The organism is Pseudomonas amygdali, from assembly GCF_002699855.1.
GTDB classification, from domain to species: Bacteria; Pseudomonadota; Gammaproteobacteria; order Pseudomonadales; family Pseudomonadaceae; genus Aquipseudomonas; species Aquipseudomonas amygdali.
The window spans coordinates 14,532-31,017 of the sequence record NZ_LKBW01000035.1; the positions used below are offsets into that span (position 1 = coordinate 14,532).

Annotated in this window: 11 protein-coding genes, 2 pseudogenes and 1 riboswitch; of the genes and pseudogenes, 2 read left to right on the top strand and 11 right to left on the bottom strand. The window is 60.6% G+C overall.

Going from position 1 to position 16,486, the window contains the following annotated elements:
* Positions 1-13: 13 nt before the first annotated feature.
* From atzF to AO277_RS04175, 7 genes and pseudogenes are all read right to left on the bottom strand, one after another.
* Positions 14-1,828 (bottom strand): allophanate hydrolase, encoded by a 1,815-nt coding sequence (gene atzF, locus AO277_RS04145; protein ID WP_044317854.1) that lies wholly within the window; start codon positions 1,826-1,828, stop codon positions 14-16.
* A 35-nt stretch (positions 1,829-1,863) separates the two neighbouring features.
* Positions 1,864-5,983 (bottom strand): annotated as a pseudogene (locus tag AO277_RS04150) (5-oxoprolinase/urea amidolyase family protein).
* Positions 5,984-6,092: 109 nt separating this feature from the next.
* Positions 6,093-6,710: an urea amidolyase associated protein UAAP2 gene (locus AO277_RS04155; protein WP_005735135.1), complete on the bottom strand. Its 618-nt coding sequence runs from the start codon at positions 6,708-6,710 to the stop codon at positions 6,093-6,095.
* An 11-nt stretch (positions 6,711-6,721) separates the two neighbouring features.
* The gene (locus tag AO277_RS04160) at positions 6,722-7,447 is read right to left on the bottom strand and encodes an urea amidolyase associated protein UAAP1 (protein ID WP_044317855.1); all 726 of its coding nucleotides are present in this window, start codon (positions 7,445-7,447) and stop codon (positions 6,722-6,724) included.
* Positions 7,444-8,226: an ABC transporter ATP-binding protein gene (locus AO277_RS04165; protein ID WP_044317856.1), complete on the bottom strand. Its 783-nt coding sequence runs from the start codon at positions 8,224-8,226 to the stop codon at positions 7,444-7,446. The genes AO277_RS04160 and AO277_RS04165 overlap by 4 nt, the downstream gene beginning before the upstream one ends.
* Positions 8,223-9,038, bottom strand: a complete 816-nt coding sequence (locus tag AO277_RS04170) for an ABC transporter permease (protein ID WP_044317857.1) — start codon at positions 9,036-9,038, stop codon at positions 8,223-8,225. The genes AO277_RS04165 and AO277_RS04170 overlap by 4 nt, the downstream gene beginning before the upstream one ends.
* 27 nt (positions 9,039-9,065) lie before the next feature.
* Positions 9,066-10,134: pseudogene (locus AO277_RS04175) on the bottom strand (putative urea ABC transporter substrate-binding protein).
* 63 nt (positions 10,135-10,197) lie between these two features.
* Positions 10,198-10,300, bottom strand: a riboswitch (guanidine-I (ykkC/yxkD leader).
* Between the two features lie 480 nt (positions 10,301-10,780).
* Here AO277_RS04175 and AO277_RS04185 point away from each other — a divergent pair.
* Complete coding sequence (locus AO277_RS04185; RefSeq protein ID WP_005735129.1) at positions 10,781-11,188, top strand: hypothetical protein; 408 nt, start codon at positions 10,781-10,783, stop codon at positions 11,186-11,188.
* Positions 11,189-11,380: 192 nt separating this feature from the next.
* Positions 11,381-12,073: a uracil-DNA glycosylase gene (gene ung / locus AO277_RS04190; protein WP_044317859.1), complete on the top strand. Its 693-nt coding sequence runs from the start codon at positions 11,381-11,383 to the stop codon at positions 12,071-12,073.
* A gap of 21 nt (positions 12,074-12,094) precedes the next feature.
* Here ung and AO277_RS04195 read toward each other — a convergent pair whose 3' ends face one another.
* The 4 genes from AO277_RS04195 to AO277_RS04210 form a co-directional block, all read right to left on the bottom strand.
* Positions 12,095-13,129, bottom strand: coding sequence for an AbrB family transcriptional regulator (locus AO277_RS04195; protein WP_010215414.1), 1,035 nt, complete (start codon positions 13,127-13,129; stop codon positions 12,095-12,097).
* On the bottom strand, positions 13,122-14,636 hold the full coding sequence (locus AO277_RS04200; protein WP_044317860.1) for a tripartite tricarboxylate transporter permease: 1,515 nt from the start codon (positions 14,634-14,636) through the stop codon (positions 13,122-13,124). Before AO277_RS04200 ends, AO277_RS04195 begins: the two co-directional genes overlap by 8 nt.
* A 1-nt stretch (position 14,637) precedes the next feature.
* Positions 14,638-15,096 (bottom strand): tripartite tricarboxylate transporter TctB family protein, encoded by a 459-nt coding sequence (locus AO277_RS04205; RefSeq protein ID WP_044317861.1) that lies wholly within the window; start codon positions 15,094-15,096, stop codon positions 14,638-14,640.
* A 62-nt stretch (positions 15,097-15,158) separates the two neighbouring features.
* Positions 15,159-16,139: a Bug family tripartite tricarboxylate transporter substrate binding protein gene (locus AO277_RS04210; RefSeq protein ID WP_005735125.1), complete on the bottom strand. Its 981-nt coding sequence runs from the start codon at positions 16,137-16,139 to the stop codon at positions 15,159-15,161.
* Positions 16,140-16,486: the final 347 nt, after the last annotated feature.

A 16,486-nucleotide genomic window follows, 5' to 3' on the forward strand; every position in this document is an offset into this window, starting at 1 on the left:
GCCGCCTTTTCGCTTACATCTGTTGCAAGTGGGCACGCCAGCCGCCGAGATGACTGATGTCGCGAGCACCTGTCAGGCCGTAGGCTTCACAGATAAACCCGGTCTCCCAGCGGCCATCGGCCAGTTGCACCTTACCCAGGCCCAGCGGTGCCGGAATGCCGGTCAGAAACGAACCCAGCTCGACACTGGGCAACTCCCAGACTTCCACCTCAATGGCCACACCGTCTTCGGCCACCCGTACCATGCCTGGACGAAAAGGCGGGCCACCGGCCAGCGCGAACAATTTATAGTCGGCTGAGCTGTGTGTGCACTCCAGCAAACGGGCACCGCGTCGCTTGAGCTGCCAGTTCAACGCCAGTCCGTCCAGGTGCGCGCCGCATACCACCAGCCGGGCCATATCGTTACCTGCTACGGCCTTCGGCGCGGGCAATCGAGGTGCTTCACCTCCGATCAAAGGCAGGGCGGTGTGCCGCTGGAAAGCATCGGCCAGACTGAGCAGGTATTGATCGGTGAATGCCCGTCCTAACAACGTAATGCCCCACGGCAGACCGTTGCTCATGAAGGCACTGGGTACGGCGATGGCGGCGTAGTCGAGCAGGTTGACGAAGTTCGTGTAATAGCCCAGCTCCGAATTGCGCAGCACTGGCTCGGCAGCCAGTTCTGCTGAAGTTACCGGGCGGCCGATGCTCGGCGTTACCACGCAATCCAGCCCTTCAAGCGCCCGATCGCAAATCATTTTGAGCGCCTGTAGACGGTATTGCGCCCGAAACGTATCGACCCCGCTGATTTGGGGGGCCTTGGCCAGCACGTCGCGGATCACCGGCAATACCGCGTCAGGGTGTTCTTCCATTAACTGCCCGGCAACGCTGTAGCGTTCGGCCACCCACGGCCCCTCGTACAACAACCGCGCCGCTTCGAGAAACGGTGACAGGTCTACCATGACAGCTTCGCCGCCCAGCGCAGTGAGATGGGCGATGGCCGCGCTGAACAGCCTCGGTCCTTCGTTACAGCCAAAGAATTCCAGGTCTTCAGCGCGTGGTACGCCGAAGCGAAACGGTCGAGGTGCGCCGAATGCCGAAAGGTCATTCCACTGCGGGTTGCGTCGGCTGTATTCATCGTGCGGATCAAGCGTGGCAACCAGCCCCAGCAACTGGCTGGCTTCCCTTGCTGTGGCAGTAAAGATCGACACGCAATCCTGCGTGCGGCAAGCGGGTACGACACCAGCGGTGGAAATCAGCCCCTTGCTGGCTTTCAGCCCCACCAGATTGTTCAACGCTGCGGGCACACGGCCCGAACCCGCCGTGTCAGTGCCCAGCGAGAAGCTACTGACCTCCAGCGCTACGGCCAGTGACGAACCTGAGCTTGAGCCGCCGGACGGGTACTCTTTCAAGACACTGTTGGGGCAGGCGCCATAGGGCGAGCGGCTGCCATTCAGGCCGGTGGCGAACTGGTCCAGATTGGTCTTGCCCATGGGCACCGCCCCCAGCGCGATCAATTGCTCGACGATGGTTGCCGAGCGCTCTGGGGTGTAGGCGTACGCCGGGCAGGCAGCGGTGGTCGCAATGGCGGCCAGATCAATGTTGTCCTTGATCGCGAAGGGCACGCCATACAGTGGCAGGCTTTGAATATCGCGATTTTCCAGCGCGGCCAGATAGGGCTCCAGTTCAGCCGGGCTGAGCAGGTGAATGAACAGGTGATAATCCGCGTTGAGCGTTGCGGCTTTTTCCCGTAGCGCCAGAATCAGCTGGCGTGGGGAAATCTGGCCGGACAGGTAAGCAGTGCGTACGGTATCCAGGCGCAGGTCGTTGGGCAGTGCTGAGTCGTTCATGACGCAATTCCATTGAAAGTGAAAAGTTGATCGGTTCAGTCTGCTGCCAGCACCACCACCCGCTGCCCTGCGCGTACTGCCGAGCCGGGTTGCACCCTGACTTCCTGCACCACACCTGCGACTGGCGCGAGCAGGGGGATTTCCATTTTCATGGACTCCAGAATCACCAGCACATCACCCGCTTCGACACGCTCGCCGGGTTGCACCTGGACCTGCCAGAGATTGCCAGCGATGTGGCTGTCGACGCCTTGTTGGCCCGTTTGCAGTGGCAACTCTTCGGTGTTTGGCGCGACGCCTTCATCGCTCTGAAAGTCGGCCTGGCCGTTGGCGATCCAGCGTTCGCGTTCGGCGTTGAACGCGGACTGTTGCTGAGCACGGAATGCCGTGATGCCTTCGGCTTCGCGGGTCAGGAAGGCCTGGTAGTCAGCCATGTTCAAGGTGCTGTGTTCGATGTTCAGATCGAAGCGGCCCAGCGGGAAATCGCGACGGATGCGTAGCAATTCGTCGGCGCTGACCGGGTAGAAGCGGATCTGGTCGAAAAAGCGCAGCAGCCATGGCTTGCCTTCGAAGGCGGCAACGTTGCGGTAGCGATTCCACATCTGCAGCGTGCGGCCGACGAATTGATAGCCGCCGGGGCCTTCCATGCCGTACACGCACATGTAGGCACCGCCGATGCCGACCGAATTCTCGGCGGTCCAGGTGCGCGCCGGATTGTACTTGGTGGTCACTAATCGATGACGCGGGTCCAGAGGCGTGGCGACCGGTGCGCCGAGGTACACATCGCCCAGCCCCATGACCAGATAACTGGCGTCGAACACCGTACGCTGCACCTCGTCAAGATTGGGCAGGTCGTTGATGCGCCGGATAAACTCCAGATTGCTCGGGCACCACGGTGCGTCCTTGCGCACGGTGGTCATGTACTTCTCGATGGCCAGCTGACAGGCCGGATCATCCCAGGACAACGGCAGATGAACGATGCGCGACGCCACTTGCAGGTCTTTCGCTGCGCACACTGCGTCCCACTCTCCAGCGACGATGTCGAGCAGTTGTCGGAGGGGCAGTTGTTCGGGGCGGTAATGGACTTGCAGCGAGCGAATACCAGGCGTCAGGTCAATCACGCCCCCCAGTTGCTTGGCCTCCAGCGCCAGCATCAAGGCATGGCCGCGCAGACGCAGCACCAGATCCAGCTCTGGCGCCCCGATTTCCAGGAGCAGGTGGGTATCGCCGGACAGGCGTGCAACCAGGCGTTTATCGTCCTGACCTATGTCGAGAATGACCGGGGAGGGCAAATCCTCTATGCGCACAGCTTCGCTCCCACGGGAGTTTGCGATGCCTTGTGGGAGCGGACTTGTCCGCGAAGAGGGCGGTACAGTCGATGTATTTTCTGCGTCTGGAATATAGCCTTCGCGAACAAGTTCGCTCCTACTGGAGTCCGCGGTGCCTTGTGGGAGCGAGCTTGCTCGCGAAGAGGTCGGTACAGTCGATGTATTTTCTGCGTCTGGAATATAGCCTTCGCGAACAAGTTCGCTCCTACTGGAGTCCGCGGTGCCTTGTGGGAGCGAGCTTGCTCGCGAAGAGGTCGGTACAGTCGATGTATTTTCTGCGTCTGGAATATAGCCTTCGCGAGCAAGCTCGCTCCCACGGGAGTTTGCGATGCCTTGTGGGAGCGAGCTTGTCCGCGAAAAGGGCGGTACAGTCGATGGATTTTCTGCGTTTGGAATATAGCCTTCGCGAACAAGTTCGCTCCTACTGGAGTCCGCGGTGCCTTGTGGGAGCGGATTTGTCCGCGAAGAGGGCGGTACAGTCGATGTATTTTCTGCGTCTGGAATACAGCCTTTGCGAACAAGTTCGCTCCTACACCGTTCTGCATGACACGCCTCGACGCTTACCGGAGTGAATCGGACCCTGTCGCCAGCCTTCAACTGCCCCAGCTGCCACAAGTCCGCTTCGATAATGGTCACCGGGCATACGAACCCACCCAGGCTCGGTCCGTCCGGACCTAGGATCACGGGCATATCGCCGGTGAAATCCACCGCGCCGATCGCATAGGGGTTATCGTGAATATTGGACGGGTGCAGACCTGCCTCGCCACCGTCAGCGCGCACCCATTCGGGTTTCGGGCCGATCAGGCGCACGCCGGTACGGCTGGAGTTGAAATGCACTTCCCAGTCGGTTGCAAAAAACGTCTCTATGTACGCTTCGGTAAAGTATTCCGGCGCAGCATGGGGGCCGTAAATGACCCTTATACGGCGAATGTCAGGCAGCGCCTCAAGTGCGTCATCGGCAATCCGCTGGCCCGCGCTACGATCCACCAATGGCGCAATGTGCAACACATCACCGGCCCGCAACGCCCGCCCGCCATGCCCGCCGAACTGGCCGAGGGTAAAGGTGCTTTTGCTGCCCAGATAATCCGGCACGTCCAGCCCGCCACGTACGCACAGGTAGCTGCGTACGCCGGCACCTGCAATGGTGCCCAGCGCAAGGGTCGAGCCTGCGCACACCAGCAGCGCGGCGTTCATGGCGCGGGGTTCGCCATCGAGCGTGATCGGGATCTGCGCACCGGTCACGGCAATCACGGCATCGGTATTAAAGCGCAGCAACGGCCCGCTCATGGTGATTTCCAGCACAGCGCATCCTTCGGCATTGCCCAGCAGGCCATTGCCCTGGCGCAACGCGCGGCTGTCCATCGGCCCGGATGGCGGTACACCGACCGCCCAGTAACCCAGCCGCCCCGGATAATCCTGAACGCTGGTCTGCGTGCCGCCGCTCAACACTTCGAAGGTGTCAGCGTGATACACCAGACCTTCCAGGCAGCGGGTCCACGGCTGGCCGCTGGCCGCTGGCCGCTGGCGAACGGCGTGTCGGCAATGATCTGGCGCAGGTAGTCGCGATTGGTCTCGACCCCGTACAGGCGCGTTTCGTTCAGCGCATCGATCAGCCCGGTGCTGGCCTGCTCGCGGGTCTGCGCCCAACTGATCAGCTTGGCGATCATCGGGTCAAAGTACGGCGGTATCTCGCAGCCCGCTTCAACCCAGGTGTCGATGCGCATTGCATGGCCATCGGCAGGCGGAAAATTCACCGCCGTCAGCAGGCCGGGGCAGGGCTGGAAGTCACGGCCCGGATCTTCCGCGTACAGCCGTGCCTGAATGGCATGGCCGGACGGTTTCAGGCCGGCCTGCAATTGCTCCAGTGGCGGCAGGTCTCCGGCAGCCAGTTGTACCATCCAGCTGACCAGATCTACCCCCCACACCTGCTCGGTGACGCCGTGTTCGACCTGCAGACGAGTATTTACTTCCAGAAAATAGAAGCGCTGATCCTCACTGTCGAAGACGAATTCGACGGTGCCTGCGCTGCGGTAATTGACCGCTCTGGCGAGTTTGATGGCTGCCGCGCAAAGTTCATCGGCCATGCCGTCGGGCAGGTTGGGGGCCGGGTTTCTTCCAGCACTTTCTGGTTGCGGCGTTGCACCGAGCAGTCACGTACGCCGAGCGCAAGCACCTCGCCCTGACCATCACCAAACACCTGCACTTCCAGATGGCGGGCACGCTGAATGTATTTCTCGATGAACACACCCGCGTCGCTGAAATTGTTCTGGCCGAGGCGCTTTACCGCCTCGAACGAATCTGCCAGCTCTTCAGCGCTGCGGCACACTCGCATGCCAATGCCGCCACCGCCTGCAGTGCTCTTGAGCATGACCGGATAGCCGATATCACGCGCCGCTGCGATGGCTGATTCCACGCTGTCGAGCAGTTCGGTGCCTTCCAGCATGGGCACGCCGTGCTGTCTGGCCAGTGCGCGAGCGGTATGCTTGAGGCCGAAGACGCGCAGTTGCTCGGGCGTTGGCCCGACGAAGGCGATACCTGCGTCTTCACAGGCCTGGGCAAACGCGGCGTTTTCGGAGAGAAAGCCGTAGCCAGGATGAATGGCTCTGGCACCGCTGGCTTTAGCGATGGCGAGGATCTTGTCCACCGCCAGATAAGTTCCCGCTGCGCCGCCTTCGCCCAGGCTGTGGGCTTCGTCGGCCTGCATCAGGTGCAGGCTTGCGGCGTCGGCTTCGGAATACACCGCCACACCTTTAACCTGCAAGGTGCGCAGGGTCCGCAGGATACGGCAGGCAATGGCGCCACGGTTGGCGATCAGCAGTTTGTCGAACATGGCATAACCCCGGAAACCCAGACGCGCTTGGTTTCGTGATGGGAAGCGGGCCGTCCCGCTATTGATCTATCTACGCAACGGTCGTCCGTTGCTGAGGGTTGGTGCCGGGTCAGTCGCGAATCAGCAACTGCGCAGGCGTCGGGTTGTAGCCGTTGCAGGGGTTGTTGAGCTGCGGACAGTTGGAAATCAGCACGATCACGTCCATCTCGGCGCGCAGTTCAACGTACTTGCCGGGCGCGGAAATACCGTCTTCGAAGGTCAGGCCGCCTTCGGCTGTCACCGGCACGTTCATGAAGAAATTGATGTTCGGACCGATGTCGGCCTTGGTCAGACGCCCGTCGTGCAGGCAGGCGCGCAGGTAGTTGTCGCGGCAGCTGTGCATGTAGCGTTTTTCCAGGGCGTAGCGCACGGTGTTGCTCTCTTGCGCGCATGCGCCACCGAGCGTGTCGTGGCGACCGCAGGTGTCATCGACAATGGTCAGCATCGGCTGACCGAGGTTGGAAAACAGCACGCTGCCGGTGGTCAGGTACACGCTGTTCTGGCGGCGCAAGGTGCGTTGTACGTCGTAGCGTTCACGCGGGTTGGCGAGGCTGAAAAACAGCGTGTCGACCGCCTGGTTGCCTTGCAGATCGAGGATGCGCACGGTCTGCCCGGCCTTGACTTCGGCCAGGAACGGCTCGCCTGCCGGTATGGTTGCGTCGCAGCAAATGTGAGTGTGTGAATTCATGACAGGGCTCCTCAGGCGAACAGGCGGTCGGTGTTGATGAAGCCGCGCTCGTTTTCCGGGCGCGAGGTGCGGCAGTGCTCGGCAACGCTGGCGTCGGCCTTCATCCAGCTGAGTCTGAGCGGTTGTGGGGCGTATTGCGGGTTGGGGTCCATCGGATGTTGCAAGGCGGTCAGCACCACCAGCGTGTCCATCGGTGCGTACAGCTCGATGTAGTCACCGGCTTTCGAGTTGTTCGCGGCGAAGTGCAGGATTCCTGCCTCGTCGACATTGATGCGGCTGAACAGGTTGAGGGTCATCAGCAGGTCGGACAGCCCCAGCCCCCATTTGCCCAGCTCGACCAACAGGTTGTCGACGCCATTGCGAAAGAAGCCGTTGCGCAGTTCCTGATAGCGGCCCTGACCGTATTTTTCAGCGACTTCCTGAGCATTGAGCACGCCACCAATGCTGTCGCTCCAGCCACAGGTGTCGGTGACGATGGCCGCCAGCACGCGGCCCATGTCCGAATACAGGCAATGGCCGTTGCTCAACCTGGCGGTGTGCTGGCATTTGAGGCTGTCGGGCAGGTTCAGCCGCTCGGTTTTTTCGTGAGCGTTGAGCAGGGTCAGGCTGACGTTGGCGTTGCCGTGCAGGTCGGTCAGGCGCAGCAGTTCGCCGCGCTTGAGGATGAACGAACGATGGCCGCCACCGGGCAGCATCTCTTCGGCGAAAACCGGGTACAGCGTGGTTGAGTCAGTCATTGAACGGGCTCCTCTGAAACGTTGAGCAGCGAATCGATGGCGGCGCGTTCGGCGCGGCGTTCGCTGTTGAGGGGAATGTCGTAAGTGATGCGCGCGCCATACGCGCCGGGTTCGTGCGGGTCGTGGCGGACCTTGTCGAACACCAGCAGGCGGGTGCCGAGGTTGAAACCTTCGGACAGGTCGTGAGTGACCATGAACACGGTCAGCTTCGTTTCGCGCCACAGGTCCAGCAGCAAGTGGTGCATGTCTTTGCGAATGCCGGGGTCGAGCGCGCCGAAGGGCTCGTCCAGCAGCAGCACGCGGGGTTTCATGATCAGCGCCTGAGCAATGGCCAGACGCTGCTGCATGCCGCCGGACAATTGCGTGGGGTACTTATCCAGCGCATGCCCCAGGCCAACCTTGCCAAGCAGTAGCGCGGCGTGCTCGCGTGCCTCGCTTTTTGCCTGGCCGAACAGTCGGCCCAGCCACGCCGAGCGGGGCAGTTCCAGACCCAGCGCCACGTTGTCCAGCACCGACAGGTGCGGGAACACTGAATAGCGCTGAAACACCACGCCACGGCTGGCGTCTGGCTCATTGAGCAGGGCCTTGCCGTCCAGCGTGATCAGTCCACGGCTCGGAGTTTCCTGACCCAGCAGCAGGCGCAGAAAAGTCGACTTGCCGCAGCCCGATGCGCCGACCAGCGTGCAGAACTCACCTTCGGCCACGTCCAGATTCAGGCCTTCAAGCACCACCTGATCATCGTATTGTTGCCAGACATTGCGCACACAGATAAAGCTCATGCCCGCGCCCCTTCGTACCAAGGAAAGGCGCGTCGGGTCAGGGCTTTGAGGCCCCAGTCCATCAGCCAGGCAAGCAGGGTGATCCACACCACATAGGGCAGAATCACGTCCATCGCCAGATAGCGCCGCACCAGGAAGATCCGGTAGCCCAGACCGTCAGTCGAGGCAATCGCCTCGGCGGCGATCAGGAACAGCCATGCCGAACCCAGCACCAGGCGCAGGGCGATCAACAGGCGTGGCAGCAATTGCGGCAGGATCACCCGCAGGATCAGTGTCCAGGTCGAGGCGCCGAGGGTCTGCGCCTTGATCAGCAGCTCAACCGGAATTTCCCGGGCACGCTGTTCCAGATCCCGGGCCAGAATCGGCGTGATGCCGATCACGATCAGCATCACTTTCGACAGCTCGCCCAGACCAAAGACGATGAACAGAATCGGCAGGATCGCCAGCGGCGGCACCATCGACATTACCGTCAGCAAGGGCGACAGCGGCGCACCGAACAGCGGCAGGATGCCCGCCGCAATGCCCAGGCACAGTCCCAACAGCGCGCTGATCCCAAGGCCGATGGCCAGACGGTGCAGACTCGATGCCGTGTCCTGCCACAGCAGGTAGTCGCTGCTGCGGGTATCGGCGGTGAACGCCATGCGTTTGACCGCATCGGCCATCTGTACGGCGCTGGGCAGCAGTTTGTCGGTGGGGTTTTCCGCAAGCCGGGTGGCCGAGCCCATGAAGTAGGCGAACAGCAACAGGGCGAACGGCAGGATCACCAGAATCAGGCGACCGGCACGGTCCGGATGGCGGTTTATCAAACGCATGGCAATGACCTTTCTACTGAACGTGATTTACAGCTTGCCGTCGACGGCCATCTGCACGTAGCTGGGGTCAAAGTGCAGCTTGAGATTGCCCTTGTCGCCGAGCATCACGCCATTGGCGAACGACATGCCGACCGCGTTGGCATCGCGTGCGCCTTCACCGAGCAAACCATGGGCGAACGAGAAGTCAGCGCACCTTGCGCTGAGTGTCCGGCAGCTGTTTGCTGGTCGCGAACTCAAGCGCTTCCTTGGGCGTGGCAAACAGCTTGGTGGTGTCCAGTTGCGCCTGGAAGCCCGCCAGATCGGTGCCCGATGCCTTGGCCATGTGTTCCAGCGCTGCCTTGCTCTGGGCGTTTTTGGCGTTCATCAGCGCGACCACTTCAAACCAGGCACCGGTCAGGGCTTTGCCCAGCGCCGGGTTGTCCTTCAGGGTCTGAGTGTTGACGACCATCATGTCCATGATCTCGCCAGGAATCTGACTGGAGTTGAACACTTCGGTCACGCCGGGTTTGGCTTTAATGTCCGACAGCATCGGGTTCCAGGTGGTAACGGCCTGCACATCATCGGTATTGAAGGCTGCCGAGATATCGGCATCCGAGGTGTTGACGACCTTCAGGTCTTTTTCGCTGAGCTTGACGGTGTCCAGCGCCCGGGCCAGCAGGTAGTGAGACACCGACAGCTCGACCAAGTTGACGTCCATGCCTTTCAGGTCGGCGACTTTTTTGCCCTCGCCCTTGAGCACGATGCCGTCGTTGCCATTGGAGAAATCGCTGACGATCAGTGCCGTGCTTTCCACACCGCCCGCAGCCGGAATGGTCAGTGCGTCCATGTTGGTCATGGTGCAGCCATCGAACTGGCCAGCGGTGTACTGGTTGATGGATTCGACGTAGTCATTGAGCTGGGTGACATCGATCTTGATGCCGTATTTTTTCGCCCACTTGTCGACGATGCCCTGGCTACCTGCGTATTCCCACGGCATCCAGCCTGCGTAGATGGTCCAGCAGACATTGAAGTGATCTTTTTGGGCGGCATTCGCCGAGAGGCTCAACGCAGCAAGCAGGCCTGCCGTGAGCAGACCGAAGAGACAAGACTTTTGCATGTTGAGAAATCTCCAGTAGTGAAAAAAGGCGGCCAGGAGCAACGTGACACCACTGGTGTCCCTGTCTCCCGGGCTTTTGTCCCGCCGTGTAACCTCTACTGGAGGTCGCCAACTCTCGGACCAGCCACTTGCCTGTCGGCAAGCCGGAACCCTAGTCGGCTATTGCAAATTGTGGTGCCGCGAACCTGTGTTGACTCCTGCACGCCATTCATCAAGCGAGACTTGTGCCAACTCGCCAAGTCCTTTGTTTTTCAAGGCCTGCCCGGACCATCGCAGGTCAGCCCCGAGGGAAACTGCCTTGTGCTGGTGCGTAACCGCACTGTGTTGATGCATGGGTGCTTTGAAATGTTTTGTAGCATCTTTGCAGGAAGTCGAAACATGCCTGCATGCCCCGGCTTTAGAGCCCTTGAGTGAAGGATGGCCATCATCTTTACTAGGGTTTACACGCTGCGCCAACGCACTAGATTCCCTTTTCGGTGTCTGAACTTCTGTCCGTCAACCGCTTTGGCGGACGCCGATCAGCGTCGCTGATTCGTGCCCAATCGCGGTCCAGGAGGCCGCCATGTATCGAAGACCCTTGCTTATCACGTTGCTGACCCTTTTCCTTGCCGGTTGCTACGCAGGCCCTGGTTACTACGAATCCGATGTGTACACGCAGCCGACAACCGTCGTCGGTGGCGCTTACGCGTACGACAATGGCTACCGCTCCACCTACTATCAGGAGCAGCGCATCTATGTAGCGCCTCAGCCACGCTATTACACCCAACCACGCTACTACGCCCCGGCACCGCGTTATTACGCGCCGCCGCCAGTGCCACGCTACTACCAGCCGGGACGCCCACCGGGTTATGGCTGGAGAAACGACGGCTTTCGCGGCAATGGCGGTTTTGGGCGTAATGACGGCTTTCGAGGCAATGGTGGTTTCGGACGCAATGACGGCTTCCGCGGCGACCGAGGCAACCGCGGCTGGGAGGACCATGGCGGTCGAGGCGGACGCGATGGTCGTGATCATGGACGAGGCGGGCGCGGTGATGGTCGGGGCGGGCATCGGTAGCTGAAACCTGCGCTCACTGCCATGCCAGAGCGGTGAGCTGGCTGCTGCGAACTGACTATCGTGCCGACGCTCCGCGTCGGCACTTCTTTCTGGACGCTCTGCGTCCGATCGTAAAGGCGCATGTAGAAACTGGCATTGACTTTGCTGCCGGGCTTTCCTAGTGTCCGCGCATTGTTTTTACCGGATGTAACCATGACTAGCGACGACCGCATCAAGCTTGAGCCCAGCTGGAAGGAAGCGCTGCGCGATGAATTCGAGCAGCCCTATATGGCGCAGTTGCGCGAGTTTCTGCGCCAGGAGCATACCGCGGGTAAAGAGATCTATCCGCCTGGGCCGCTGATTTTCAATGCGCTGAATTCGACGCCGCTCAACAATGTGAAAGTGGTTATCCTCGGTCAGGACCCGTATCACGGTCCGAATCAGGCTCACGGTCTGTGTTTCTCGGTGCAGCCAGGCGTGCCGACGCCGCCGTCACTGGTCAATATCTATAAAGAACTCAAACGCGACCTGAATATCGACATTCCCAATCACGGCTGCCTGCAATCATGGGCTGATCAGGGCGTGCTGTTGCTTAACACGACTCTTACCGTCGAGCGCGCCAACGCAGCTTCGCATGCGGGAAAAGGCTGGCAGCACTTCACGGACCGGATCATTCAAGTGGTCAGCGAGCATCAGCCGCATCTGGTGTTCCTGCTGTGGGGCGCTCATGCGCAGAGCAAGCAGAAACTGGTCGATGCGACCAAGCACCTGGTGCTGACCTCCGTCCATCCTTCGCCGTTGTCAGCCTACAAAGGCTTCCTGGGTAACGGGCATTTCGGGCGTGCCAACAAGTACCTTGAGCAAAACGGCATCGAGCCAATCGACTGGCGCTTGCCCGTTCTCTGATCAAAGTGCTTCTGATTGGGCTCAGTCAGCGAACCGCTTGTCCCAGCGCCGGTACAGCGGCTCAGCAAGAAACAGCACGAACAGCAGGCGCATGACCTGCATGGCCGTCACCAGGGGGACCGACAGTTGCAGCACTTCTGCTGTCAGGCTCATTTCGGCAATGCCACCGGGCATCATGCCCAGCGTCAGTGAGCGCAGATCCAGGTGGGTGAGGGCGCTCAGCCCCAGCGCAGCCAGTGCGGCAATCAACATGGTCAGCGCGGTGCCCAACAGCGTGCGCGCGAGGAACGATGGCGCACGCCGAAAGAATGCCCGATTGAAATGACAACCCAGCCCGCTGCCGATCAGTAGCTGACCCAGCTGGCTGGCACCGTTGGGCAAGCCGATTTTCAGGTCCCAGACCACGCTCACTACGGCACTGAGCAACAGAGGGCCGAACAGCCACGGGTTGGGTTGCTTGAGACGTTGCCACAGCCAGGCCAGAGCTGCGCCGACCGGCAGCAGGAATGCCAGCCAGCGCCAATCGACCGCCGTGGCATGCAGTGAAGGCGTACCGTCACCCAGCAGGTATTTGAAGATCGCCGGCACGCACAATACTACTGCCAGCACCCGAAGACTTTGCGCGGCTGCGACGCTGCTTAGCGTTGCACCGTTACGTGCGCCAAGGTTGACCATCTCCCCGGAACCGCCCGGCATGCTCGAAAAGAACGCCGTAGGGCGATCTTCTCCGGTGCGCAGCATCAGCCAGACGCCAACCAGACACGACAGACTGGTGACCAGCGCGCCGATGAAAATCAGCCCGAAATGCGCGAGCACCTGCTCGATAACCACTGGCGTGAAATGCAAACCGATGCCGATACCGATGATCAGTTGCCCGCATTTACGGCCACCCGGAATCTGCGCCAGTTGCCAGGGTGTCAGGCAGCGCACCAGGATGATTGCCAGCAACGAGCCAACCATCCACGGCAGCGGCCAGCCAACCTGGCTGGCGAGGTAGCCGCCGAGCAGGCCGACCAGCGGCGTTGCCCACCATTGACGCAGTGACGAATCAGCCATGCGTTGCGGCAGCCTGCTGTTTTGCGCGCTTGCGCCAGATACGGATCAGCGGAAACAGCAGCATGAACACGGTCACCACCCAGACCCCGAGGGTGATCGGGCTGGCCCAGAGAATCCCCAGTTCGCCGTTGGAGATCGACAGGGCGCGTCGCAGGTTCTGCTCCATCAGACCACCGAGGATGAAACCGAGCAGAATCGGCGACAGCGGGAAATCCAGCTTGCGCAGGATGTAACCGAAGATGCCGATGCCGACCATCAGGAACAGGTCGAAGGTGGTAGCGTGCACTGCATACACGCCGATCCAGGTGATGATCGCAATCACCGGGACCAGCGCCCAGTTCGGCACGGCGAGGATGCGCGTGAAGATACGGATCATCGGGATGTTGAGGATCACCAGCATGATGTTGGCGATGAACAACGAAGCGATCAGGCCCCATACGATGTCCGGTTGCTGTTGGAACAGCATCGGACCGGGCGTGATGTTGTACAGCGACAACGCGCCGATCATCACCGCCGTGGTGCCCGAGCCCGGAACACCCAGCGTCAGCGTCGGCACCAATGCGCCGCAAGCGGTTGCCCCGATGGCGGTCTCGGGAGCTGCCAGACCGCGCATGTCGCCCTGGCCAAACTTGCCGCCAGGGCCGGCGATACGTTTTTCCGTCATGTAAGCGACTGCGCTGGCCAGTGTCGCACCGGCACCCGGCAGTACGCCAAGAATGAAGCCCAGCAGACCACAGCGAATGTTCACCACGAACACGGCAGCGGCTTCCTTGACGTTGAACATCATGCGCCCAGTGGCCTTGACCGCCTCTTGGCCGCGATGAGTCTTTTCCAGCAGCAACAGGATTTCACTGATTGAAAACAGACCCAGGACCAGCACCACGAACTGAATGCCGTCGGTCAGATGAATGTTGTCGCCCGTAAAACGGTACACCCCGCTGTTGGCATCAATGCCTACCGCAGACAGGAAAAGCCCGATCAGCGCGGCAATGAATGTCTTCAATGGCCTGTCACCGGCCACGCCGCCCAGGCAGACGATGGCGAACACCATCAGTACGAAATATTCCGCCGGACCGAAGGCAATCGCCCACTTGGCGAGCAACGGCGCGAACAGCACCATGCCGCAAGTGGCGATGAATGCACCGATGAACGAACTCCATGCTGACAGCGACAGAGCGACGCCGGCCAGCCCCTGGCGTGCCATTGGATAGCCGTCCAGCGTGGTCATGACGGTGGACGCTTCGCCCGGAATGTTCAGCAGGATCGAACTGATACGTCCGCCGTATTCACAGCCCAGGTACACGGCCGCTAACAGAATCAGTGCCGATTCAGGCGGCAGGCCCAGCGCAAAGGCAATGGGGATCAGCAGCGCCACCCCGTTGATAGGCCCAAGCCCCGGCAGCAGGCCGACGACGGTACCAATCAATGTGCCGGACAGTGCGGTAATCAGGTTGTAAGGGGTGAGGGCGACGCCGAACCCCTGGCCCAGGTAGCTGAAAGTATCCATATCAGTTCTCCAGAACGCTGAGCAGGCCTAAAGGCAAGGGAACGTCCATGGCCTTGTCGAATAACAGGTAAAGGCCGACGCTCATCAGAATCACCACCACCACGCTCGGCAGCCAGCGTCCGCCATACAGGCGTGCCATGGGAATGCCGATCAGGATGCTGCTGAGGATGAAGCCCAGGGGTTCGAACAGCCCGGCGAATATCAGCAGCAGAATGATGCATGCGCCAATCTTGATCAGGGTTTCACGGTCCAGTGCCGGTTCTTCCTCGGTGTAGACAATGGGTGTGGGCCGAATCAGCAGGTACAGCAGGGCGGCACCCATCAACCCGAGCATCAGCAGCGGGAAAGCGCGTGGTCCGACCGGTTCATAGGAGAACGGCGCTTGATAAGGCCAGGCCATAAGGGCCAGACCTGCGCATGCCAGTAGCAGTACGGCAGCAAAAATGCGTTGTATGACCATGAGAAGCTCCTGAGTCGCGCCCGCTGTGCGGGCGCAACTTAACGTCAGTCAATTGAGTTCAATTACTGAATCAGGCCGAATTCCTTGGCCAGCAGTTTGTAGTCGGCAACCTGCTTCTTGACGTAGGTGTCCAGCTCCGCGCCGGTCATGGCGAAGGGGAACAGCTCGCGCTGATCACGCAGTTTGGCGAAGTCTTCAGAGGCCAGGATCTTGTCGAACGAGGCTTTCCACCAGTTGTAGTCTTCGTCGCTGACCTTCGGCCCGAGGTAGAAGCCACGCACCACAGGCCAGACGATGTCGTAGCCCTGCTCCTTAGCGGTGGGGATGTCTTTCATTTCGGGTTCGTCGATGCGCTTCTCGGCGAATACGGCGAGCAGGCGCATGTCGCCACTCAAAATGTGCGGCATGGAGTCGGAGATGTCGGTACTGCCCACCTGAATGTGGCCGCCAAGCAGGGCAGTAGCGATTTCCCCACCGCCCTCCAGCGCGACATAACGCAAGGCGCGCGGGTTGATGTCTGCAGCCTTGGCGATCAATGCGGTCTGCATCCAGTCCTGGCTGCCTACGGTGCCGCCTGAGCCGATGACTACCTTGCTCGGATCGGCCTTGAGCGCTTTGACCAGATCGTCGAGGTTCTTGTATGGCGAGTCGCTCTTCACTGCAATGGCGCCATAGCTTGTGCCCACGGCGGCGAGCCAGCGTACTGCGTTTTCATCGAAACGGCCGAATTTTCCCTGCGCCAGATTGAGCAGCGAACCGCTGGACCACGCGACCAGCGTGCCAGCATCTGCGGGGCGCTGAGCTACAACTGCGTTGTAGGCCACTGCGCCGACGCCCCCAGGCATGTAGGTCACGCGCATGGGCGAGGTCAGAATCTTTTCGTTGATCAGCGCGCTTTGCACCAGCTTGCAGGTCAAGTCGAATCCGCCACCTGGTGAGGCGGGTGCAATGCATTCCGGACGCTTTGGCTCGGCAGCAAACAACTGGCTGGCAACCAGCATGCAGGCGGCGGTGGCGGCTATCTGACGCAGAGGGGATTTCATGTTCAGTCTCCAGAGATATTTTTGTTTTTGGAAGAGAGAAGCTGTTCAGCAGATGCTTTTGTCTCGCGCACCACGAGACCTGTTGGCTGACACGCAAGTGCCATCGGTACAGCGGTGGGCGCTGATGTTTTGCAGGAAGGTGGATCAGGGGCGCGACGGGTGCGGGGAAAACCGCGACGGGCTGTGCTCAATGGACTGGCAAGCCTGGGCTGGCATAGACATGACGTGACTCCGTTTAGCGATTTATTGTTTTTATTGTCCAGACGCATCCGGGCGCCTGTTTTGTACGTACCCTTTTGCCGGGTCGTCTGGCGATGGTAAATGACGAACCTTTCGCAAACCTTTCA